This window comes from Rhodococcus sp. A14 (genome assembly GCF_011603105.1).
GTDB classification, from domain to species: Bacteria; Actinomycetota; Actinomycetes; order Mycobacteriales; family Mycobacteriaceae; genus Rhodococcus_F; species Rhodococcus_F opacus.
Genome location: NZ_JAAOQS010000118.1, coordinates 1 through 25,116 on the forward strand (window position 1 = coordinate 1; position 25,116 = coordinate 25,116).

Annotated in this window: 4 protein-coding genes; all 4 read right to left on the reverse strand. The window is 66.0% G+C overall.

Annotation, left to right across the window (positions count from 1 at the left end):
- Nucleotides 1–23,029: non-ribosomal peptide synthase/polyketide synthase (locus G9373_RS37810; protein WP_167120094.1), on the reverse strand; the 23,029-nt coding region annotated here is incomplete at its 3' end.
- 676 nt (nucleotides 23,030–23,705) lie between these two features.
- A complete protein-coding gene (locus G9373_RS37815; protein WP_120660884.1) occupies nucleotides 23,706–24,194 on the reverse strand; it encodes an RNA polymerase subunit sigma in 489 nt (162 codons plus the stop codon).
- Between the two features lie 32 nt (nucleotides 24,195–24,226).
- Nucleotides 24,227–24,406: a hypothetical protein gene (locus G9373_RS37820; RefSeq protein WP_164709622.1), complete on the reverse strand. Its 180-nt coding sequence runs from the start codon at nucleotides 24,404–24,406 to the stop codon at nucleotides 24,227–24,229.
- A 2-nt stretch (nucleotides 24,407–24,408) separates the two neighbouring features.
- On the reverse strand, nucleotides 24,409–24,630 hold the full coding sequence (locus tag G9373_RS37825; protein ID WP_005562164.1) for a hypothetical protein: 222 nt from the start codon (nucleotides 24,628–24,630) through the stop codon (nucleotides 24,409–24,411).
- Nucleotides 24,631–25,116 lie beyond the last annotated feature (486 nt).

Genomic DNA, 25,116 nt, shown 5'->3' on the forward strand with positions numbered 1-25,116 from the left:
CGAAACGCGACGTCCCGGTCGGCGCCGGAAGTGTGGTCCATTCCAATCCGGGGAACTCGACCTCGGGAAAAGCGTTGTTCTGCATGGCGAACGACACCTGGAACAACGGATGATACGCCGTCGACCGGGCCGGATTCAGCAACTCCACCAACCGCTCGAACGGCGCATCCTGATTCTCATACGCCGCCAACGCCTTACCCCGCACCCGGTCGAGCACCTGATCGAACCGCGGATTCCCCGACACATCCACACGCAGCACCCAGGTATTGACGAAGAACCCCACCAACTCGGCCAGGGCGTCGTCGGTGCGGCCCGCGATCGGCCCGCCGATCGCAACGTCCTCCCCCGCGCCAAGCCGGTGGAGCAGCACCGCGAGCACAGATTGCAGCACCATCGAGAGTGTCGCCCCCGCGCTGCGGGCCAGTTGGGTTACCTCCGAACCCAGTTCCGGTGCGACTGTGAACTCCACCGTGCCGCCGCGGTAACTCGGTGCCGGCGGTCGGCACCGATCGGTGGGTAGGTCGATGCACTCCGGCAACCCCGCCAACTCGCTACGCCAATACTCGACCTGAGTGGCCAGCACACTCCCCGGATCATCCGCACTGCCCAGAAGCTCCCGCTGCCACAACGTGTAATCCGCATAGTGGACCGGCAACGGCACCCACCCCGGCGCGTGGCCCGTCGTGCGCGCCGCGTACGCGACGGCGATGTCGCGGGCCAACGGCGCCAGCGAACCCCCGTCCCCCGCGATATGGTGCAGCACCAATACCAGCACGTGCTCTGATTCGGAAACTCGGAAAATGCGGGCCCGCAGGGGTATCTCGACCGACAGGTCGAATCGACAGCCCGCCGCCTCCGCGACTGCATCCATCAGAGTGCTGTCCCGCACGTCGACGATCTGAACCGGCAGTTCCGCGACGACCTGCTCAGCCGGCAGGATCTGCTGGAACGGCACACCCCCTTCCTCACCGAACACGGTTCGCAGGCTCTCGTGCCGGGCGACGACGTCCGCAACAGCGGCTGCGACCGCCCCGGTGTCGAGGTCGCCGGTGAGTCGCACCGCGACCGGAATGTTGTACGTCGCCGACGGGCCCTCGAACCGATACAGGAACCACAACCGGGCCTGCGCGAACGACAGCGGCACCCGCTCGGGCCGCACCCTTGCGGTCAGTGGCACCCGGACCGGGCCTTCCCTGAGTCGGGGTGCCAACTCCGCCACCGTCGAGGACTCGAACACCACCCGGATCGGAACCTCCACACCCAACACCGACCGAATCCGGCTCACCAAGCGCGTCGCCGACAACGAATGCCCACCCAGGTCGAAGAAACTGTCGTCGATTCCCACCCGCGGCACGTCGAGCACGTCCGCGAACAACGACACCAGAGTTTCCTCGACCGGCGACCGCGGACCCCGGAGTATGCCGCCGGTGAACTCCGGTTCCGGCAACGCTTTCCGGTCCAGTTTCCCGTGGGCCGTCAACGGCAGCTGATCCACCGCCATGATCACCGCCGGAACCATGAAGTCCGGCAACAACCCTGCCACGAAACGACGAACCCCGGTCGCCGAATCACTCGACCCGTCGACCCCGTCGATATCGAGAACTACATATCCGATCAACTCGGTGCCACTGCCGGTGGCGCGGGCCACCACTACCGCCTGCGCCACCGCAGGATGCTTCAGCAGCACCGCCTCGACCTCGGCGGGTTCGACTCGGAACCCCCGCACCTTCACCTGCTCGTCCGCGCGCCCCACGAACTCGAGCTCACCCTCGGCGGTCCACCGCACCAAATCCCCCGACCGATACATCCGCGCACCCACCGCCCCGAACGGACACGCCACGAACCGCTCCGCCGTCAACCCCGACCGGCCGAGATAACCGCGGGCCAGCTGCACCCCGGCGATGTACAACTCGCCCACCACACCCACCGGAACCGGCACCAACCCCGCACCCAGCACGAAGACCTGGGAGTTCCACACCGGCGCGCCGATCGGCGCGCTCGTGTCTTTCGACGGGCCGCATCGATGGTGGGTGACCTGGAGGGCCGTTTCGGTCGGCCCGTACACGTTGTGTACCGCAGTGCCACTGCGCTCCATGAAGTGGTTTGCCGTCGAGGACAACAGGTTTTCGCCGCCGCAGAAGACTCGTCGAAGCGAGTCGCAATCAGCCGGCTCGAGTCTCTCGTCGACCATGGCCAGCATCGACGGCGAAAAGTCGCCGGTGGTGATCTTCTCCGATCTGATCATCTCGGCGAGATAGGCCGCATCGCGGTGTCCCTCGGCCTTGGCGATCACCAGCCGCGCCCCGACCTCCAGTGGCAGGAACATCTCCCACACCGACACATCGAATGTCGCGGGGGTCTTCTGCAGCACCACGTCGTCGTGGTCGAAGCCGAAATGGTCCCGCATCCACAGCAACTGATTCACGATCGCCGAATGGCTGACAGCGACCCCCTTCGGCCGGCCCGTCGAGCCGGACGTGAAGATCACGTACGCCGTGTTACCCGGCCTCAACGGGGTGATTCGATCCTCGTTGCGGACGGGTGAGGAGTCGACATCAGGTCTTTGCGCGCCATGGATCTCCAGCACGGGGACGCCGCCCGGGATCTGTACGCGGTCGGTCGATCGCGTCAACACACAGACCGGTGCCGCGGACTCCATCATGTGCCGGATATGTTCGCTGGGGTAGTCGGGGTCGATCGGCACATATGCTCCACCCGCCGTCACGACCGCATAGATTCCCACCACGAGATCGATCGAACGTCGCACGGCGACACCGACCAGAGACTCCGGACCGACACCGTGCGCGATCAGTCTCCGAGCCAACCGGTTCGCTCGCTCGCCGACCTCTCGATACGTCAACTGCTCGTCGTCGGACGTCAGGGCCACCGCCTCCGGCGTGACAGCCGCCTGGCGTTCGAAAAGGTCGGGAAGTGTCACCTCCGGCACGGGGACCGCAGTGCCATTCCACGTGCCCACCACCAGCCGACGCTCGCCTGGTTCGACGAGGTCGATGCGGTCCACGGCGACGTGAGGGTCGTCCGCGACTGTCTGCAAGATACGGGTGAGCCGCCGGGCGATCGTGTCGACGGCTGCGGCGCCGAACAGGTTCGGCAGATACGCCACGGTCAACCGAAGTTGGGAGTCGACTCTCGCGATCAGGGTCATGGGGTAGTGCGACGCGTCGATCGTACGGACTCCGGTGACGACCATTCCGTCGATGGGGTTTGCGGCTGCCAACGCGGCGCGATCGATCGGGTACGACTCGAACACGACGAGGGTGTCGAACAGGTCGCGCACCCCGGCGGCCTTGTTGATCTCCGTCAACCCGAGGTAGTGGTGATCGAACAAGCCGGCCTGCTGCTTCTGCAACCGGGTCAACAACTCCGCAGCAGTGTCGCCCGGTGTGGACTGAACCCGCACCGGCAGGGTGTTGATGAACAAGCCCACCATGGACTCGACACCGGGCAGTCCGGCCGGTCGGCCGGAGACCGTCGCGCCGAACACCACATCCCGCCGGGCGGACAACTGTCCGAGCAGAATCCCCCACGCTCCCTGAACGACGGTGTTCAGCGTGACACCCAGTTCGGCGGCCCGCACCGACAAGCTCGTGGCCGTCTCCGGGGGTAGTTCGACCGTCACGTGCTCTTCCCCCGAGGTGGTTTCCCACTCCGGGTGCGCGGGCGCCAGCAGGGTCGGCTCTTCGATCCCGTCGAGGGCCTGCGCCCAGATTCGACAAGATTCGGCTCGGTCGCGCGCGGCCAGCCAGACCAGGAAATTCCGGTATCCGGTCGCTCTCGGTAACGCGGCGGCGTCGCCTCCCGAGACGTACAGCGCGAGTAGTTCCTCGGCGAGCAGTGGCATCGACCATCCGTCGAGCAGCACGTGATGATTGGTGATCACCAGCTCGAATCGATCCTGTCCCATCGTCACGAGCGTGAATCGGATCAGCGGCGGCGTCGCCGGGTCGAAATGTGTGGCGTGATCCTCGACGAGAAGACGTTGGAACTCGCCGTCTCGAGTGCCCTCGGGAAGGTTCCGCAGGTCGACCTCGCGCCATGGCAACGCGACTGCGCCGAGGACGACCTGTACCGGCCCGGTTTCGGAATCGTCGACGAACGCGGTCCGCAGGTTCGCCTGGCGATCCAGCAATGCCTGTCCCGCAGCGTGAATCCTCTCTGGATCGACCCGTCCGCCGAGGTGCAGAACGAGCTGGGTGGTGTACGCGTCGAACGACGAACCGGCCAGCATCGAGTGGAACAACAGGCCGGATTGCATCGCGGTCAACGGCCACACATCCACCACGCCCGGGTACCGGTCCTCCCACGACTCGATATCGTGTTGCGACACCGACACCAGCGGCACGTCGGACGGTGTCAGCCCGCCGGCCCCCGGCCCCTGCGCGTGCCGAGCCAGTGCCGAGACTGCGTCGCACCACAGGTCGGCAAGTTCCTGAACATCGTCACGGGAGAGCACCCCGGCGGGGAATCCGAACACGGCACCGAGTCGGGGACCGTCCGGACCGTCGGTCACCATCGCATTGATGTCCACTTCGGCCATCGCCGGCATGTCCGGATCCATCGTCGCGGAGAGTGCCGTTCCCTCGCTCGCGGGCATCCAGCCGAGGTCACGGAATTCCTCGGGAACATCGGCGGCCGAGATGCGCCCCAGATAGTTGAAACTGATCTGTCCGCCCGGATACTTCCCGAGTTGCGGTGCGGTGTCCGCGTTCAGATACCGAAGCAACCCGTAACCGATGCCACGGTCGGGCAGCGCCAGCACCTGTTCCTTGACCGCTTTGATCACGAGCCCGGCAGCGGGCCCGCCGGCGAATGCGTCGTCGAGATCGGCGCCCGCGATATCGACGCGAATCGGGAAAGCTGTCGTGAACCAGCCGACCGTGCGGGATAGATCCGCCCCGGGTATGACGTGCTGCTCGCGACCATGATTCTCCAGGGTTATCAACGACGACGGCTCGACAACCCCGCGACGGCGGCGCCAGCGGGTCAACGCCATCGCCAACCCCGCCAGAAGACCATCGTCGACCCCGGCGCGGAAGACCTTGGGGACCCTGGTGAGCAGCGACGCTGTCGCGTGCGCTGGCACCTGGTTCCGCACGTGCTGCACTGTGGACAGAACATCGAGGATCGGGTCGCATCTGCGCGAACCCAACGTCGGGTCGGGGCCCTCCAGAATCGATTGCCACAACGGTAACTCGGCCACTCGCCCTGGCCGCAATGCCTCGTCCACCAGCCCGTGTGCCCACCGCCGCATCGACGTCCCGCCCGCGGGCAGTTCCGGGCGTTCGCCGGTACGCACCCGCGCCCAGGCCGCCGCCAGGTCCGGGATGATGATCCGCCACGACACGCCGTCGATGACCAGGTGGTGGGCCACGACCAGCAGCCGACCCGAACCCGCCGAACCGTCGCCGTCACGGGGGACTTGGTCCAGCCACACGAACTGCACCATTACGCCCGCCGCCGGATCCACACGCCCCAGGGCCGCATCCAACTCGGCCGACGCCAGCCGCAGCCACGCCGGATCGCCCGGTGCGTCATCACCGTGGACCTGTCGAATCAGGCGGTTCACGTCGACCGTATCCGGGGGATCGACCCGAAGTTTCTGCTCCCCAGCGTCATCGGTCACCACACGCGATCGCAACATGTCATGACGGACCATCACGGCGCCGATGGTGGCGGCCAACCCGGCCCGATCGATACCGGCGGGCAACTCCAACACCATCGTCTGCGCGAATCGGCGGTACCCACCACCCCGCGCGAGGAGGAACCGCCCGATCGGCGTCAACGGCATCGTTCCCACTCCGCCACCGGACAACTCCTCGAGCACGACCCGGTCCGAATCGTGGTTCAGGACTGCAACCTCGGACAGTCCCGCAACAGTCCTGTGCTCGAACACATCCCGCGCCGTGATCAGCACACCCCGCGCTTTCGCGCGCGATACCAATTGGATCGACCGGATGCTGTCGCCACCCAGATCGAAGAATCCGTCATCGATCCCCACCTGGTCGACGCCGAGTACCTCGGCGAACACGCGGGCGAGGATCTCCTCGGTCTCGGTCTGCGGAGACCGGAACGCCTTGCTCGACGAGAACGCCGGCTCCGGCAACGCACTGCGGTCGAGCTTGCCGGCCGGTGTGAGCGGCAACTTCTCGAGCACCACGATCGCCGAGGGCACCAGGTACTCCGGCAGGCGGCCGGCCGCCACCGTCCGCACCCTCTCGGCGTCCACCTCACTCCCGGCTGCAGGGACCACGTAGGAGACCAGCACCGTCTGCCCGGACGGGTCCTTCCGATCGACCGTCACCACGGAGCCGATTCCGGGCTGCTCGGTGAGCGCAGCGTCGATCTCGCCCAACTCGATCCGACGGCCCCGCACCGAGACCTGGAAATCGCTTCGCCCCAGATACTCCAGCCCCAACCGGGTTTCCCGCTCGATCCACCGCACGACATCGCCCGTGCGATACATCCTCTGGCCCGGCGAGCCGAACGGGTTCGCCACGAATCGCTCCGCTGTCAGTCCCGTCCGATCGTGATATCCCCGAGCCAGCGGAGTCCCGGCGACATACAACTCCCCCGCCACTCCCGCCGGTACCGGACGCAGCCACGTGTCCAGAACCACCAGGGACGCACCTCGGACCGGACCGCCCAGAGTCACCGGACCGCGCGGTGGTAACGGCGGCGAGGTCGCCACCGCCACCGTCGCCTCGGTCGGCCCGTAGAGGTCGTGCATCCGCCGTCCCGCAGCGAACGACTCCACCACCGATACCGGAACCGCCTCCGCGCCTGTGAGCAGGCATCGCACCGACGACATCCGCTCGACCGGTACCGTCGCCAGCATCGTGGGGGTGAGGAACGCGTGCGTCACCAACGCACTCTCGAGAATCCGGCCCAGTTCCTCGCCACCGACCACACCCGCCGGAACCACAACCATCGACGCTGCCGAACCCGTCGCCAGCAGGTACTCCAGCACCGACGCATCGAAACTCGGCGACGCCACGTGCAGCACGCGTGCATCCGCCGTGACGGCGAACCTCTCCGCAATCTCCGCCGCGAGACTACCCAGTCCCCGATGCGGTACGACGACGCCCTTCGGCTCACCCGTCGTCCCCGACGTGTAGATCATGTACGCGGGATGATCGGCCCGTAACGGAGCGATCCGGCCCGCATCGGTCACCGATTCGGTGGACTGACGGGAACACTCGGCTCGCGCCTCCGGCTCGTCGAGCACCCACCAGTCGAGGGTTCTCGGCAGGGTACCGACGCACGCGGCGACCGTGATTCCGCACCGCGCGGCGGAATCGGCGATCAGGTACTCGAGCCGACTCGCCGGATACGACGGATCCACCGGAACGAACGCACCACCTGCCTTCGCCACCGCCCATACCGCCAGCACCGACTCCACCGACCGCGGCACCGCCACGGCCACCGTGGATTCCGGCCCGACGCCGCGTGAGATCAACACCCGTGCGATACGACTCGACTCGTCGTCCAACTCCCGGTATGTGAGGGAGCGCTCTCCACACACGACCGCCACCGCACTCGGATCGTGTACGACTGCCGCAGAGAGGATCTCCGGCAGTGTCCGGACCGTCCCCGCGGCCCCGCCGCGCACGGGAACCAGCAGGTTCCGTTCCTCCGGCGCGAGGAGGTCGATGTCTCCCGTTGCGCCCTCCGGCGCAGCCACCAGTGATTCCAGCACCCGGTGGAACCTGTCCGCGATCCGACCCACCTCGTCGTCATCGAACAAGGCTGGGTCGTACCACAGCGATACGGACGTCCGCTCACCGGCTTCCACCGCGAGCGTCAACGAATAGTTGGTTCCTCCAAACGAATCCAGGGACGTGATCGCGAGGGAGCCGATCGACTCGAGCAAGGAGGCGAGGCTCCGCAGATCGTTCGGGTACGACTCGAATACCGTCAAGGTGTCGAACAGGGCCCCCACGCCGGCGACCCGCTGGATCTCCGGCAGCGGAACATGATGATGCTCGATCAACTCCGCCTGCTCCGCCTGAACCCGGGCGATCAACCGGGCGATGGATTCCTCGGGATGAAGCCGGACCCGCACCGGGACCGTGTTGATGAACAGCCCCACCATCGACTCGATGGCGGGAATCTGTCCGGACCGACCCGAGACCGTCGCGCCGAACACCACATCACGGCGGCCGGTATGCATGCCCAGCACGATCGCCCACGCGACCTGCACCAGGGTATTCACCGTCACCGACCACCGAGACGCCAGCTCCGGTATCTCCGACGACAGACCCTCGTCGAGCTCACGCCGGAGCACTGACGATCCCCGCGCCGATTCCGGGCGCCCAGTCGCGATCAGCGCGGGCTCCGCACCGTCGAGCGCTTCCTCCCACACCTGCAGCGACCGTTGCCGATCCTGAGTCGCGAGCCACCCGAGATACCGGCGATACGAGACCACGGGTTCCAGTACGTCTCCGTCCCCGCCGGCACCGTAGACGGTCAGCATTTCGCGCATCAGCAACGGCATCGACCATCCGTCGAGCAGTACGTGGTGATACGAGACCACCAGCCGGAAGTCTCCGTCGCCCATCGCGACCAAACCGAAACGCAGGAGCGGTGGCTCCGACAGGTCGAAGCCGGCAGCCGCATCGTCCGACAGCAGCCGTGCCAGCTCGTCGTCTCGCTCCCCGGCATCGACACCGCTGACGTCGGCTTCCCACCAGGGCACCACGAGGCCCTCGAGCACCACCTGGACCGGCTCCGCCACCCCCTCGGTGAGGAACGCGACCCGCAGATTCGCGTGGCGATCGAGTATCGCCTGTGCCGCGGCCTTCACACGGTCCGCATGCACCTGTCCGGACAGACCCAGCACCGTCTGCACCGCATACACATCGGCCGATTGCGACGCCAGCATCGCGTGAAAGACCAAACCTGTTTGCAGCGGTGCCAGCGGCCACACATCCACGGCCTCGGGATACCGTGCCTCGATGCCCGACAGCTGTCGCGGAGCCGGACGCGGCAACGGCACGTCCTCGAAAATGACGGAGTCGTCATCCCTCACCGGATGCGCGACGGAGGCCAGCCCGGCGACGGTCCGTCGCTCGAACACGTCTCGCGCCGACACCAGCACGCCGCGAGCCCGCGCACGCGACACCACCTGGGTCGACATGATGCTGTCCCCGCCGAGCCGGAAGAAGTCGTCGTCGACACCCACCCGATCGACGCCCAGGACATCGGCCAGCACCGCCGCCAATGTCTGCTCGGCAATGGATCGTGGAGCCCGGTACGGGGTGTCGGATGCGAGATCAGGCTCGGGAAGTGCTCTGCGGTCGAGTTTGCCGGCCGGTGTGAGAGGTATCCGGTCGACGACGATGATCGCCGACGGCACCATGTAGTCCGGTAGACGGCCCGCCGCGAACAGTCGCAACGCCTCGACGTCCACCTCGGCCCCGGGCGCCGCGACCACATACGACACCAGCACCTTCTGCCCCGACGGACCTACCCGGTCCACCGTCACGACCGATCCCACTGCGGGGTGCGAGACCAACACCGTTTCGATCTCGCCGGGTTCGATTCGGATTCCGCGGATCTTCACCTGCTCGTCTGCGCGGCCGACGAAGTCCAGCACACCGTCGGTCGTCCACCGCACCAGATCACCCGAGCGGTACATCCGTGAGCCCGGTTCGCCGAACGGACACGCCACGAACCGTTCCGCCGTCAACCCCGGCCGGCCGATGTACCCGCGGCCCACACCTGATCCGGCGATATACAACTCCCCGACCACACCCACCGGGACGGGCACCATCCCTGTTCCCAAGACGAGTGCGCGGGCATTACCGATCGGCACCCCGATCGGCACGCTGACCTGGTCGTCGAAGCCCGTCGAACCCGATACCGAGTACGCGGTGGCACACACGGTGGTTTCCGTCGGCCCGTACGCGTTCACCACGGTGATGCGCGGGTGGCGAGCGAGGACGCGTCGTACAGCGCGCGGCGACAACACATCGCCCGCGGTGACCAACTGACGTGGCTGGTCGGGCGCCCCCCTCTCATGTTCCGGCGAATCGCTCAACAGGTGAAACAGCGTGGTCGTCAAGAACATCGACGTCACACCAACCGCGTCGACGACCCGCTCGAGCACCTCGATGTCCAGTGACCCGGGCGGGGCGACAACCAACCGGCCTCCGCTGAGCAGTGTCGGCCACAACTCGTACGCCGAGGCATCGAACGCCATCGACGAATGCAGCAACACGCGCTCACCGGGTCCGTCCGGCCATCCGTGCAACGCCAGGTTGACCACGTTGGAGTGGTCGATGGTGACCCCTTTCGGGGTCCCCGTCGATCCGGAGGTGTACATCACGTACGCGGTGTTGCCCGGTCGCAGTGACGTGGTGCGATCGCTGTCGTCGGGGTTGAGGCCCTCCGCTTGCCCGTCCTCGTCCGAGATGCCGTCGAGAAGTATCCGGGGTATGTCACTGTCCGGCAGCGTGCGTGCGGTTGCGGTTTCCGTGAGGATGAGCAGCGGCGCGGCGTCGGCGAGGATGAACTCGGTCCGCGCACTCGGGTAGCGGGGGTCTATCGGCAGATACGCGCCCCCGGCCTCGAGGACTGCGAGTAACGCGACAACCAATTGGGGTGACCGCTCCAGTGCAACCGCCACCAGTACTTCCGGCCCCACACCCGCACCGATCAGATGGCGTGCCAGCCGATTCGCTCGACTGCTCAGCTCCCGGTAGGTCCAGTTCTCCTCACCGAACGTCACGGCCACGGCATCGGGAGTTGCAGCGACCTCCTGCCCGAACAGGCCCGGGATCGTCGTATCCGGTATCGGTGAGCTCGTGTCGTTCCAGGTCCGCAGTACCCGCTCGCGTTCGGTCGGTTCCAGGATTTCGTAGCCTTCGATCCGGCCCTGCGGATCTTCGATGATGCACCTGAGCAGCCGCACATACCGGGCCGCGATGGTCTCCACCGTGCCCCGGTCGAACAGATCGCTCGCGTACTCGACGACCCCGGCCAGACCCTGCTGCTCGTCGGGGGCGACGGTGAAGGACAGGTCGAAACGAGAAGTCGCGGTCGACGCCGGCAGTGTGGTCCAGTCCAGTCCACGAAATTCGACGTCGGGAAAAGCGTTGTTCTGCATGGCGAACGACACCTGGAACAACGGATGATAGGCCGTCGATCGGGTCGGGTTCAGCAACTCCACCAACCGTTCGAACGGCGCATCCTGATTCTCGTACGCACCCAGGGCTTTCACCCGCACCCGGTCGAGGATCTCGTCGAATCGCGGATTCCCGGACACGTCGACGCGCAGCACCCAAGTGTTGACGAAGAACCCCACCAACTCGGTCAACGCGTCGTCGGTGCGGCCCGCGATCGGCGACCCGACCGCGATATCCACCCCGGCACCGAGCCTGCGGAGCAGCACTGCCAACACCGAGTGCAACACCATCGACGGTGTCGCGCCACGACCGCGGGCCATTTCGTCCACTCCCGAAACCAATCCGGGATCGATCACGAACTCCACGGTGCCGCCACGGTAACTCGGTGCAGCCGGTCGGCGACGATCGCCGGGGAGCTCGATGCACTCCGGCAGCCCCGTCAGTTCGGTTGTCCAATAGTCGAGCTGGGCGGTCAGCAGACTGCCCGGATCGTCCTCGCTCCCCAGAATTTCCCGCTGCCACAGGGTGTAATCGGCGTACTGCACCGGCAAGGGTGCCCACCCCGGAGCGTGTCCATCGGCGCGGGCCGCATACGCGGCCGCCACATCCCGAGCCAGCGGCGCCAACGACGCCCCGTCCCCCGCAATGTGGTGCAGGACCATCACCAGGACGTGTTCGTGGGGTCCGGCCTCCAACAATGTTGCCCGGAGGGGAATTTCGTGTGCAATGTCGAACCGGTACCCCGACGCCGCTGTCACCGCAGCCATCACGCCGGCCGGGTCGACCTTCTCCACGTGCACCAGAGTTGGTACTTCCGCCACGGGGAGGACCCGCTGAACCGGTGCACCGTCCAGGTCGTCGAATACTGTACGCAGACTCTCGTGCCGGGCGACGACGTCCGCAACAGCGGCTGCCACCGCCCCGGTGTCGAGGTCTCCGGTGAGTCGCACCGCCACGGGAATGTTGTACGTCGCCGACGGGCCCTCGAACCGGTGCAGGAACCACAACCGGGCCTGCGCGAACGACAGCGGCACCCGCTCGGGCCGCACCCGCGGAGTCAACGGCACCCGTGCCGGGCCGTCCCTCAGCCGGGGTGCGAGTTCGGCGACCGTAGGGGATTCGAAGACCATCCGAATCGGGACCTCCACCCCCAGCGCCGATCGAATCCGGCTCACCAACTGCGTCGCCGACAACGAATGGCCACCGAGATCGAAGAAGCTGTCGTCGATCCCCACCCGCGGGACGTCGAGCACGTCCGCGAACAACGAGACCAGCGTCTCCTCCACCGGCGACCGCGGCGCCCTGAACACCCCACCGGTGAACTCCGGTGCCGGCAACGCCCTCCGATCCAACTTCCCATTCACCGTCAACGGCAACCCGTCCACCACCACGACCGCCGCCGGCACCATGAACTCCGGCAACAACCCGGCCACGAACTCCCGCAACCCCAGGGAGTCGGCACCGGTCCGGGAATCGAGAACGACGTACCCCACCAACTCGGTGCCGACGAGGGTTTCCCGGGGGATCACCACCGCCTGCGAAACGGCAGAGTGCGACAGCAGCACTGCTTCGATCTCCCCCGGTTCCACGCGGAACCCCCGGACCTTCACCTGCTCATCCGCGCGTCCCACGTACTCGAGGACACCGCCAACGGTCCACCGCACCAGGTCCCCGGATCGATACATCCGCGATCCCGGATCCCCGAACGGGCACGCCACGAACCGATCCGCCGTCAGCCCCGGCCGACCCAGATAACCGCGGGCCAACTGCACCCCGGCGATATACAGCTCACCCACCACACCCACCGGGACCGGCATCAACCCAGCACCCGACACGAACACCCGCACACCGCCCACTGGAACGCCGATGGGGACACTCATCCGATCACGCTCACTCCGAGATTCGGGTAGCGAGTACATCGCCGCGAAGACCGTCGTCTCCGTCGGTCCGTAACCGTTGACGATCCTCACCTGTGGATGGCGGGAATCCTCGCCCGGATACCAGCCCCGCAGCCTGGCGGGATCCACCGCCTCTCCGCCGAGCACCACCGTCCGCAACACCGAACCGGCCCCCACCACGGGGTCGTCGTGCTCGATCTCCCCGAACCCGTAGAACGCCGACGGCGTCTGCCCGAGAACCGTGACGTGTTCGCGAACCACCAACTTCCACAACTCGATCGGTGAGCGCACCACGTCCCACGGCGCCACCACCACGCGGCCACCGTGTACCAACGCGCCCCACAACTCCCACACCGAGAAGTCGAACGCCACCGAGTGGCACCACACAAACACATCCGCAGCGTCCGCACCCACCCGGTCGGCAGTGCCGGCGCACATCGACACCACACTCCGGTGGCTCACGGTGACACCCTTCGGAACACCTGTCGACCCCGAGGTGTACATCACATACGCCGCATGATCGGGCCTCAAGGGGGTGATCCGATCGCGGTCGACGGGATCGTGATCGGCCCGGCCCCTCACGGCGGCTGCAGTCGTGTCGAGGTCCAGGTCTGCATCGAGCAGTACCCGGTCGATATCGTGGTCGGGCAGCGTGGCCACGGTGACAGTGTCGGACAGGATCAGCCGCGGTGCCGCGTCGGCGAGAATTGTCCCGGCGCGAGCACTGGGATAGTTCGGGTCCATGGGAAGGTAGCTGCCGCCGGCCTTGAGCACCGCCAACAAGGCGACGACCAACTCTTCCGACCGCTCCAGTGCGACGGCCACCACGGTTTCCGGGCCGACCCCGGCGCCGATCAGATAGTGCGCCAGCCGGTTCGCCTGTGTGTTGATTTCTCGGTAAGTCCAGCTCCGGTCGGAGAAGGTCACCGCTGCGGCGTCGGGTGTCGCCGCCACTCGTCGCTCGAACAGTTCCACGACGGTGGTTTCCGAGAAGGGGGCTGCGGTGTCGTTCCAGGTCCGGAGTAACACCTCGCGCTCGTCGGGCTCGAGGATCTCGTACCCCTCGATTCGCGCCTGCGGATCCGCGACGATCAACTCCGACAAGCGCACGAACCGAGCCGCGATACCCTCGATCGTCCCGCGGTCGAACAGGTCACTCGCGTACTCGACGACCCCGGCCAGACCCTGGTGACCGTCGGGGGTGAGGGTGAAAGACAGGTCGAAACGGGACGTTCCGGTCGGCGCCGGAAGTGTGGTCCATTCCAACCCGGGGAACTCGACCTCGGGGAAAGCGTTGTTCTGCATGGCGAACGACACCTGAAACAGCGGATGATAAGCCGTCGATCGGACCGGATTCAGCAACTCCACCAACCGCTCGAACGGCGCATCCTGATTCTCGTACGCTGCCAACGCCTTCCCGCGGACCTGATCGAGCACCTGGTCGAACCGCGGATTCCCCGACAGATCGACGCGTAGCACCCAGGTGTTGACGAAGAACCCCACCAACTCGGTCAGAGCGTCGTCGGTGCGACCCGCGATCGGTCCGCCGATCGCAACATCGCCCCCGGCACCGAGTCTGCGGAGTACTACCGCCAGCATTGATTGCACTACCATCGATGGTGTTGCCCCACCGTTGTGAGCCAATTCGGTTATCGCCGTCGCACGTTCGGGTCCGATCGAGAACTCGACCACGCCGCCGCCGTAACTCGGTGCAGCCGGTCGTCGCCGGTCGGCAGGTAGCTCGATGCAGTCGGGTAACCCCGCCAGCTCGGTTTTCCAGTAGTCGAGCTGGGTGGAGAACACGCTGCCCGGATCGTGCTCACTGCCCAGTTCTTCTCGCTGCCACAGGGTGTAATCGGCGTACTGCACCGGCAGCGGTGCCCACCCCGGAACCCTGCCCTCCGAACGGGCCTCATACGCGACGGCGATGTCACGTGCGAGCGGTGTCAACGACGCCCCGTCCCCCGCAATGTGGTGGAGCACCAAGACCAGGATGTGCTCGTGGGATCCGGACGCCACCAACGTTGCCCGGATCGGAATGTCGTGTTCGACGTCGAACCGATACCTTGCAGCCGTGGTCACTGCCGCGGGTATTTCGTCGGCCTCGACGTCGATAATCTGCACTGGTGAAGGGACCTCGTCGGTGGAAAGGATTTCCTGGAACGGAATCCCCTCGGCTTCGCCGAAGATCGTTCGCAGGCTCTCGTGCCGGGCGATCACGTCCTCGATCGCTGCCACCAGGGCCTCGGTGTCGAGGTCGCCGGTGAGTCGCACCGCCACCGGGATGTTGTAGATGGCCGACGGGCCCTCGAAGCGGTGTAGGAACCACAGCCGGGCCTGCGCGAACGACAACGGCACCCGCTCAGGCCGCGTGCGTGGGACCAGCGGCGGCCGAACCGCTCCGGAGCCGAGTCGCGGCGCCAGTGCGGCGACCGTAGGAGATTCGAACACCACCCGGATCGGGACCTCCTTCCCCAGCACCGTGCGGATCCGCCCGACCAACCGTGTCGCGGACAGCGAATGCCCACCGAGATCGAAGAAGCTGTCGTCAATCCCCACCCGCGGAACGTCCAGCACGTCAGCGAATAGCGAGACCAGCGTCTCCTCGATCGATGACCGCGGCGCGCGGAACACCCCACCGGTGAACTCCGGTGCCGGTAGCGCTTTCCGATCCAGCTTCCCGTTCGCCGTCAACGGCAACCGATCCACCAGCATGATCACCGCCGGCACCATGTACTCCGGGAGCCGCCCCGTCACGAACTCTCGCACCCCCACACTCGTGACGGTGTCGGTGGGCTCGAGGACGACGTACCCCACCAACTGCCCGCCCGTCGCCGGGGTGTCCCGGGCAATGACCACTGCCTGCGCCACCGCCGGGTGCTTCAGTAGTACCGCTTCGATCTCCCCCGGCTCCACCCGGAACCCCCGCACCTTCACCTGCTCGTCAGCACGTCCCACGAACTCGAGCACACCATCAGCAGTCCACCGCGCCAGATCCCCCGATCGATACATTCGCGCACCCACCGCCCCGAACGGACACGCGACAAACCGCTCCGCCGTCAACCCCGGCCGGCCCAGATAGCCGCGCGCCAACTGAACCCCGGCGATATACAACTCCCCCACCACACCCACCGGAACCGGCCGAAGCCCGGCACCCAACACGAATACCTGCGAATTCCGTACCGGCACACCGATCGGCACCGACCCACCGACAGGGTTGTCCGACGACTCCACGACCTGGCTCGTCACGTAGACGGTGGTCTCCGTCGGGCCGTACCCGTTGACAACCCGGACACCGGGAATCGCGGCACCGACTGCACTGAGCAATCGCCCTGACAACTGCTCGCCGATGAACACCACCGTCTCGGCACTCACCGTGCCCTCGATCTGATCGAGTACCTCCTCGAACGCCGACGGGACAGTGCTGATCACACCCCCGGTCCAGCCGCGCTGTTCGCCGAGCACGAGAACGTCACGCACAATGCCGATACTCCCACCGGCGCACAACGCAGCGAAAATCTCCAACACCGACACGTCGAAACTCACCGACGTACTTGCCAGCACCCGCGCCAGCCCTGGCGCACCGAGACTCGAGGCCACCTGCACCATGCAGTTGACGACGTTGTGGTGGTCGACCGTGACCCCTTTGGGGGTGCCGGTCGATCCGGAGGTGTACATCACGTACGCGGTGTTGTCCGGCCGAAGTGGTGTGGCGCGGTCGTTGTCTCCGGGGATGTCCTCCCGTTGGTCGACCTCGTCCGAGTACGCGTCGAGCAGTAGTGTGGGGATGCCGTTGTCGGGCAGCATGCTCGAGGTGGTGGTGTCGGTCAGGATCAGGATCGGAGCGGCGTCGGTAAGAATGAACCCGGTCCGCGCACTCGGGTAGCGGGGGTCGATCGGCAGATACCCGCCCCCGGCCTCGAGGACGGCCAACAACGCGACGACCAACTCGGGTGACCGCTCCAATGCGACCGCCACCAGCACTTCCGGGCCGACACCCGCACCGATCAGGCGGTGTGCCAGCCGGTTCGCTCGACTGCTCAGCTCCCGGTAGGTCCAGTTCTCGTCACCGAACGTGACCGCCACCGCGTCCGGAGTCGCGGCGACCTGGGCCTCGAACAGGCCGGGAATCGTCGAGTCCGGTATCGGTACGCTCGTGTCGTTCCAGGTCCGCAGTACCAGCTCACGCTCGTCGGGCTCGAGGATCTCGTACCCCTCGATCCGCCCGCGGGGATCCGCCACGATCAACTCCGACAACCGCACGAACCGGGCCGCGATACCCTCCACCGTCCCGCGGTCGAACAGGTCACTCGCGTACTCGACGACCCCGGCCAGACCCTGGTGACCATCGGGGGTGAGGGTGAAGGACAGGTCGAAACGCGACGTCCCGGTCGGCGCCGGAAGTGTGGTCCATTCCAATCCGGGGAACTCGACCTCGGGAAAAGCGTTGTTCTGCATGGCGAACGACACCTGGAACAACGGATGATACGCCGTCGACCGCGCCGGATTCAGCAACTCCACCAACCGCTCGAACGGCGCATCCTGATTCTCGTACGCCGCCAACGCCTTACCCCGCACCCGGTCGAGCACCTGATCGAACCGCGGATTCCCCGACACATCCACACGCAGCACCCAGGTATTGACGAAGAACCCCACCAACTCGGTCAACGCTTCGTCGGTACGGCCCGCAATCGGTCCCCCGATCGCAACGTCCTCCCCCGCGCCAAGCCGGCGAAGCAGCACCACCAGCACCGCCTGGAGCACCATCGAGGGTGTCGCCCCCGCGCTGCGGGCCAGTTGGGTTACCTCCGAACCCAGTTCCGGTGCGATCACGAACTCCACCGTGCCACCCCGGTAACTCGATTCGGCCGGACGTCGACGATCAGTCGGCAACTCGATACACTCGGGCAGCCCCGCCAACTCGGCCCGCCAATACTCGACCTGTGCGGCAAGCACACTCCCCGGATCATCCGCACTGCCCAGAAGCTCCCGCTGCCACAACGTGTAATCGGCGTACTGCACCGGCAACGGCACCCACCCCGGCATCTCGCCGTCGGTCCGCGCCGCATATGCGACCGCGATGTCGCGGGCCAACGGCGCCAACGAACCCCCGTCCCCCGCGATATGGTGCAGCACCAATACCAGGATGTGCTCTCGGGAACCACATTCCAACAGTGATGCTCGGATGGGAATCTCGCCGGACAAATCGAACCGATATCCCGCCGCCTCCGCAACGGCCTGCCTCGACCGCGCCTGATCGATCTTCTCCGCGTGCACCGGAATCGGGACTTCCTCCGCGGGCAGGATCCGCTGGAACGGCACCCCTTCGTCCTCCCCGAACACCGTCCGCAGGCTCTCGTGCCGAGCCACCACATCCCCGACCGCCGCGACCACCGCCTCGATGTCGAGGGCGCCGGTCGACCGCACTGCCACCGGAATGTTGTACGTCGCCGACGGTCCCTCGAACCGATACAGGAACCACAACCGGGCCTGCGCAAACGACAACGGCACCCGATGGGGCCGCGCCCACGGGAGCAACGGCACCCGCGCCACCGCGGCCTCGCCCAGCCGGGGCGCCAACTCCGCCACCGACGGGGATTCGAACACCACCCGGATCGGCACCTCCACGCCCAGCGCGTTGCGGATCAACCCCACCAACCGCGTCGCGGACAGAGAATGCCCGCCCAGGTCGAAGAAACTGTCGTCGATCCCCACCCGCGGAAGACCGAGCACGTCACCGTAGAGCGACGCGAGAGTCTCCTCCACCGGTGACCGCGGGGTCCGAAACACGCCACCGATGAATTCCGGTGCCGGCAACGCTTTCCGATCGAGCTTGCCGTTCACGGTCAACGGCAACCGATCCAGCACCACCACCGCCGCGGGCACCATGAACTCCGGCAGTCGTCCGGCCACGAAGCGTCGAACCTCGGACGACAGCCTGCTTGCACCGGGGTCGTTGACGTACTCGGTCATGTCGCCGAGTGGACCGTCGGGCAGGTAGACATCGGATACCGCGACCGATGCCTGCGTATTCTCATGCGGCCGGGTGGTGATGTCGGTGAATATCACGTCCATCAGGCCCGGTGTCGGTGACCAGGTCACCGACACCGCGAACCCCAGCTCCTCACCGATGTCGTGACAGTCCTGCGGCAACATGGCGTCCGTTCGACTGTCCGCGTCACGCCGGGTGGGGACGTGATCGCGGTCAGCGGCGTCGTCGAGCGCGTGTGTGGCATCGACATCGGGCGCCAACCCCGCGTGCGGCACACCGATCACCCGCACACGGTCCGGACGCCGGCCCGTCAGGAACTGCCGCAGCGCGGTGGGATCGCCGAATCGTTGCCACGCCGTCGACGGCACATCAGCCAGCGACCGGGTCTTCGCGGGCCTCTTACGTAGAACGACTTCGTATCTGTAACAGCTTAATTCGTTGACTGCGCGGAGGCGCTCGAGTTGAATGTCGACTCCGCCGATGTCGGGGATCAGCGTCGGCAATGCTGTGAAAAACTCGGGCGCGAGCAGCAACTCCTGCTCGGCGGCAATGCCCCGGCGCACCCGATCGCGAATCACCACGGCAGTCGTGTCGGCATCCGCGTGGGCGATCTGCACGCCTGTCGCGAATTCCCGGAGCAACGCGAGATTTCGCACGTCGCCGAGGAACAGCGCGCCCCCGGGGCGCAGCAATCGCAGTGCCGTGCCGATCACGTCGATCAGGTACCCCGCGTTCGGGAAGTACTGCACGACCGAGTTCAACACCACGGTGTCGAAAACACCGTGCGGCACACCCCCGAGGTCGTCGGCGGCCTGGACCCGCAGGTGCACGCGCTCGACCCATGGGTCCTGCCGCTCCGCCAACCGCGATCGCAAGGCGCCGATCGTGGGAGCGGAAAAGTCCGTGCCCCAATACTCTTCGCAGTGCGGCGCCAACTGTGAGAGCAACAGTCCTGTTCCGACCCCGATCTCCAGCACCCGAGCCGGCCCGAGCTCGCGAATCCGAGCCACGGTCGCCGCGCGCCATTCCCGCATGTGCTCGAGGGCGATGGGCTTCCCGGTATAGCTACTGTTCCACCCCCCGAAATCCTCTCCGAACGCGGTCGAGTCCAGCTGCTCACCGGCATGGGACGCGTCCCCGGCATACAGGTCGTCGTATACCCGCCGCCACTGCGACACCAGCTCGGCCTCCCGTGCTCTGTCACGGACGAGCGAGACGCCCCTGTCGAGCACCACATACCCCACCAGCTGCGTGTCGGTTCCGGTGTCCCCGTCCGCACGATCGGCGCCGGAAGCGGGTTCGCGGGCGATCACCGCCGCCTGCGTCACCGCAGGATGTGACATCAGTGCCGTCTCGACCTCCCCCGGCTCGACCCGGAATCCCCGAACCTTCACCTGCTCGTCCACGCGTCCGACGAAATCGAGCATGCCGTCGGACGTCCACCGCACCACGTCGCCGGAGCGATACATTCGCGAACCGGGTTCTCCGAACGGGCACGCCACGAACCGTTCCGCCGTCAACCCGGCCCTACTCACATATCCTCGGCCCACCCCGAACCCGGCGACATACAACTCCCCCGCAGCACCGATCGGCACCGGCACCAATCCCGACCCCAACACGAAGACCCGCGTGTTACCGATAGGAATCCCGATCGGACTTCGACCCCCGTGCCCGGCGCGTGCAGTCAACTCCAGGTAGCTCACGTGCACCGTGGTTTCGGTGATGCCATACATGTTTACCAGAATCGGACTGTTCGGACGTTCGCCCGGGAACCAGCCGCGTAGCCGGCCCGGGTCCAATGCCTCCCCGCCGAACACCACCATTCGCAGTACCGAATCAGGCCCCGGGGAATGGTCCTCGCGTTCGGCATCTGCGAACTCGTAGAACGCGGACGGGGTCTGATTGAGGATCGTCACCTGCTCCCGCCGCACCAGATTCCACAACTCGGCGGGCGAGCGCACCACTTCCCAGGGCACGATCACGGCCCGCCCGCCGTGCGTCAATGCCCCCCACAACTCCCACACCGAGAAGTCGAAGGCCTGCGAATGACACCACGCCCACACGTCCCCGCCTCCGAAACCGCACCACCGATCGGTTCCGGCGAACAACGACACCACGTTGCGGTGGCTGATGACGACCCCTTTCGGGGTGCCGGTCGAACCGGACGTATACATGACGTACGCGGTATTGCCCGGTCTCAGCGGGGCGATCCGGTCATCGTCGGCGGGGTTGATCACCACTGATATGCCGTCGGTGTCGGCGTCGTCCAGGTCCAACACGAGACAGGGAATGTCGTTGTCCGGCAACGATTCCACGGTCGCGGTGTCGGTCAAGAGCAGAAGTGGTGCGGCATCGGTGAGAATGAAAGCGGTTCGCGCGCTGGGATAGTTCGGATCGATCGGGAGATATCCGCCGCCGGCCTTGAGAGTAGCGAGTAGCGCGACGATCAACTCGGAGGACCGTTGCATCGCGACTGCTACGAGGGATTCCGGGCCCACACCGCGAGCGATGAGGTACCGCGCCAACCGATTCGCTCGACCATTGACGTCTCGATATGTCCAGTGCCGATCGCCGAGAGTGAGTGCCACCGCGTCGGGTGTCGCGGCGGCCCGCTGTTCGACCAGGTCGGGAATCGTGGCCCGGGGTACCGGTACCGTCGTGTCGTTCCAGGTACGCAGAACCAGTTCGCGTTCGGCGGGTCGGAGGAAGTCATGTTCCTCTATCCGGCCTTCCGGGTCGGCGACGACCGCACGGACGAACGCCATCAGCAGATCTGCATAAAGCCGCACATCTTCACCGCTGTACAGCGCGCCGTTCGCGTCGATCTCGACATTCATTCCGGCACTGCCCCGACCGCCGTAGTAGATCGAAATCGAGAGGTCGTCCACGGGGCCGAACGACACGCCGCGCATGGATGCCGGATTGCCTGCAAAATCGATCGACTCGAAGAACGGAATGATATTCAGAATCGGACCGAAACGATTCTCCACGGATCCGGACAGTCCTCTGTCTCTCCTGACATCGGAGCCCTGATAACGGGAATGACGCAAGATGGCACGAATCTCGGTACCCACGTCGTGTGCGACGGCGGCGAAAAGCGCCCGCGGTGGGATCTCCACCCGGAAGGGCACCGCATTCGACACCAACCCGGGTGTGCGTCGTGCGGCCCCGACCCGATTGGCGACGGCCAATCGCACCATGAACTCCGACATCCCCGAGAGGCGATGGAAGAGTCCGGCTACCGCTGCCGCCAGGAAACCCGGCATCGGTATCCCGATCGACTCTGCCGCCGTCAGCAACTGCGCGGTCTCGTCGTCCGACACCGTCAGGCTGTGATGCAAAGTCACGGGAACCGGCGAACTCGGATGCCGCGGCAGTCGAAGTGGTTCGGGCAAGGCGGCGGTGTAGTTCCGCCAGAACTCCTTGTCGCGGGTGAATCGGTCGGACCGCCGGTAGCGGGCATCTTCGTCGACGATCAACTCCGGTCCACCGAATCCGGATTCAGGAATCGGTCTTCCGGTCTTCAGCGCTGTGTAGATTTCACCTATTCGAAGCGCAAGAATGGCGACGCCGAACCCGTCCATCACGATGTGGTGGCACACGGCGCACAGGAAGAATCGCGCGCTGTGAACCTTGATCAAGCCTGCTCGATACAGCGCATCCCGTTCCAGATCGAAGGGCACGGCGCCGACCTCTGCCATCGACGCGTTCGCTGCTGATTCGGGGTCTTCCTCAGCACTGACATCGATGAAGAACGGCTTCCACGAGTTCGCGTCCCGCACGACCTGGCGGGGGCCATCCTCGTCCTCGACGAAATTCACCAGTACCGAGCGAGCCTCGTCCGCCACTCGCCGCAGCGCGGCGTCCATCACCGAAGGGTCGATGTCGCCGGAAATGTCGAGATAAGCCGCAATATTGTTCGACAGGCCAGGCGCCAACTTCTGCGCCAGCCAGAGCGCCTCCTGGGCAGACGAAACCCGAAACGAGTCCATCGCGACCATCATCGCCCTCCCGAACACCGGGAGGGTTTCGCCTGGGGGCGAGGTCGATCAGCGTCGACTTGTCGGCATCGCCCTTCCGTTCGCACGGGTCGATTCGCCATAACCATCCATAGAGGGAATCCTCTGATAGTTGAGCCTAACGCGCAGCCTCGACCCCGGGACGGCCTTTGATCGACTTGGATCGCCTTTCCCTCGTCGGAGAGACCCCCGGACGTCAACCTTGTTGTGGACGGCTGGCCTCGACTTCCAGGGACGGCGGCGTTAGTGGAAAGGTTCCGTTGGGTCCAGTTGGGTCCCCCCGCATCGGGCGAGAGGCGGACGCACCAGCAATGGCCATTCCAGAATGTGCGATTCGTACCCAGACGAGGACGCGCGCCAAGTACGGCGCTGGTGACGCCAAGTCCGCGAACCAGCCGAAGCCGGGTCGGAGCGCTCATGATGTCCTCGCGTTATGTGAACCAATCCTGCACGGTCTTCTATCTCAGGCCAGTCTGGCCGTGGATTTCCCAAGAATCGGTCTCCTACGGGCCGTCAGATCAGGACCAGCACGGCGATGAGCGCGAGTAACGTCACGACACCCGTCGTGGCTATCGAGCCGAACGCCGCGGGTGCGAAGACCCCGGCCTCGAGCTGGCGGCGCTCGGTCGCACGTCCCGATGTCCGGTCGTCACAGCGGCACGGTCCCTCGGTCGGCGAGGACACCGCGCAGTGTTCGCAGCGCCCGGTGCTGGTCGAGAAGTACCTCCCCCGGTGTCCGGCCGAGCGATGTCGCAGTGTCTTCGGCGCCGAGTCCGACGATCAACCGCAGGATCAGCACATCCCGCTCGCGCGCACACAACACCTCGAGGCCCGCGGGAAGTGGAGCACGGCGGCCGCAGGAGGCAGCGACGGTTCGGGTGATCATCCCACTGGTCATCGTATTCAGAAGGTGCAGGAACGGCTCACCGGCAGCAGGCCGATCGGCGAGCATGTGCAGAACCGACGAGCACGCACCGTCCGCGACCGAATCCGCGACCGCGGGGTCGAGTTCGGCTGGGCAGCGGCGGATGGCCATCGGCCGGATCGCAGCGTGCAATCTGCTCATCGCGTCCCGGTCTCCGCCACGTGAAGCTGCTGCGAGACGGTCGAACGAGTCGAGTCGGAACGAGGGCCTCATGCGGGGCTCCTCATCTCACCTGTATTGCCTTGTCAGAAGCACCAGTTGAGACTGGCCGATCCCAGCGGCACGCCGAAGCAGATCGTCACCGACCCGGCGGTGGGAGTCGCGGCGGGTACTGCCTGTGCGGCCGAAGCCGTGGGCGCGGTCAGGGCGCCGAGGGACAGAGTGATGGCAATCGCGGAGAGCGCGGCGGCAATTCGAGTAGACATTTTCAGGGTCCTTGATGTGGTTGATGAATGAAGACAATCGCGCACCGGCACGACACCCGCACCGAGCCCGATTGACGTGATCGGTTTTGCTGGTTCTCCAACTCCTCCCAGTCGGCGAACATCGCCTCGATACGGCTCTTGATTTCGAACGTGCGGAAGAATTCCGGACGAGTACAGAGGAAGTCAGTGCTGCCGCCGCGGACATGATCTGACGCCTCTTGCATGCGTCAACTTTCGACCGACATGGCAGGGGACATCGGGATCGTGAATCCGAGAGCGCGATGCCGATCCCGGTAACTTCGAGCGTCTCATGTGCTGGAGCGACTGTTGTAGAGCACAAGGTCATCAACGGCGCCAGCGGGTACGAAACAACGCTAGCGACACGCGGGAATCCGTCTCTGGCCCTTCACAGTCCTTCCGAGTCCGGACAAGAACCCGGCGATGAGAGCCCCGACAGTCGAGCGCCGACGGGGAATACCCGGAACAGGTGCTCCACGAGGACGAGACCGCCCACACCGAGGCGGCCACGCGGTCGCTGCCGGGCTGATCTTCTCGGCGCCGGGCTGCTGGTGTCCGCCTATGGCTGTCGACCGTCACGTAATTCCCCAGGGGTGTCCGTCACGTAATTCCCCATGCTCGGGCGTGCTGAGTCGAGGGTAACCCGAGCGGGCGGGGTGCGGGTCAGGTTGCGGCGGTGGGGCGGTGTCCGG

Excerpts from the sequence above, each read along its gene's own strand:
- G9373_RS37815 (WP_120660884.1), bottom strand. The coding sequence starts at position 24,194 with ATGAGGCCCTCGTTCCGACTCGACTCGTTCGACCGTCTCGCAGCAGCT.
- G9373_RS37820 (WP_164709622.1), bottom strand. The coding sequence starts at position 24,406 with ATGTCTACTCGAATTGCCGCCGCGCTCTCCGCGATTGCCATCACTCTG.
- G9373_RS37825 (WP_005562164.1), bottom strand. The coding sequence starts at position 24,630 with ATGCAAGAGGCGTCAGATCATGTCCGCGGCGGCAGCACTGACTTCCTC.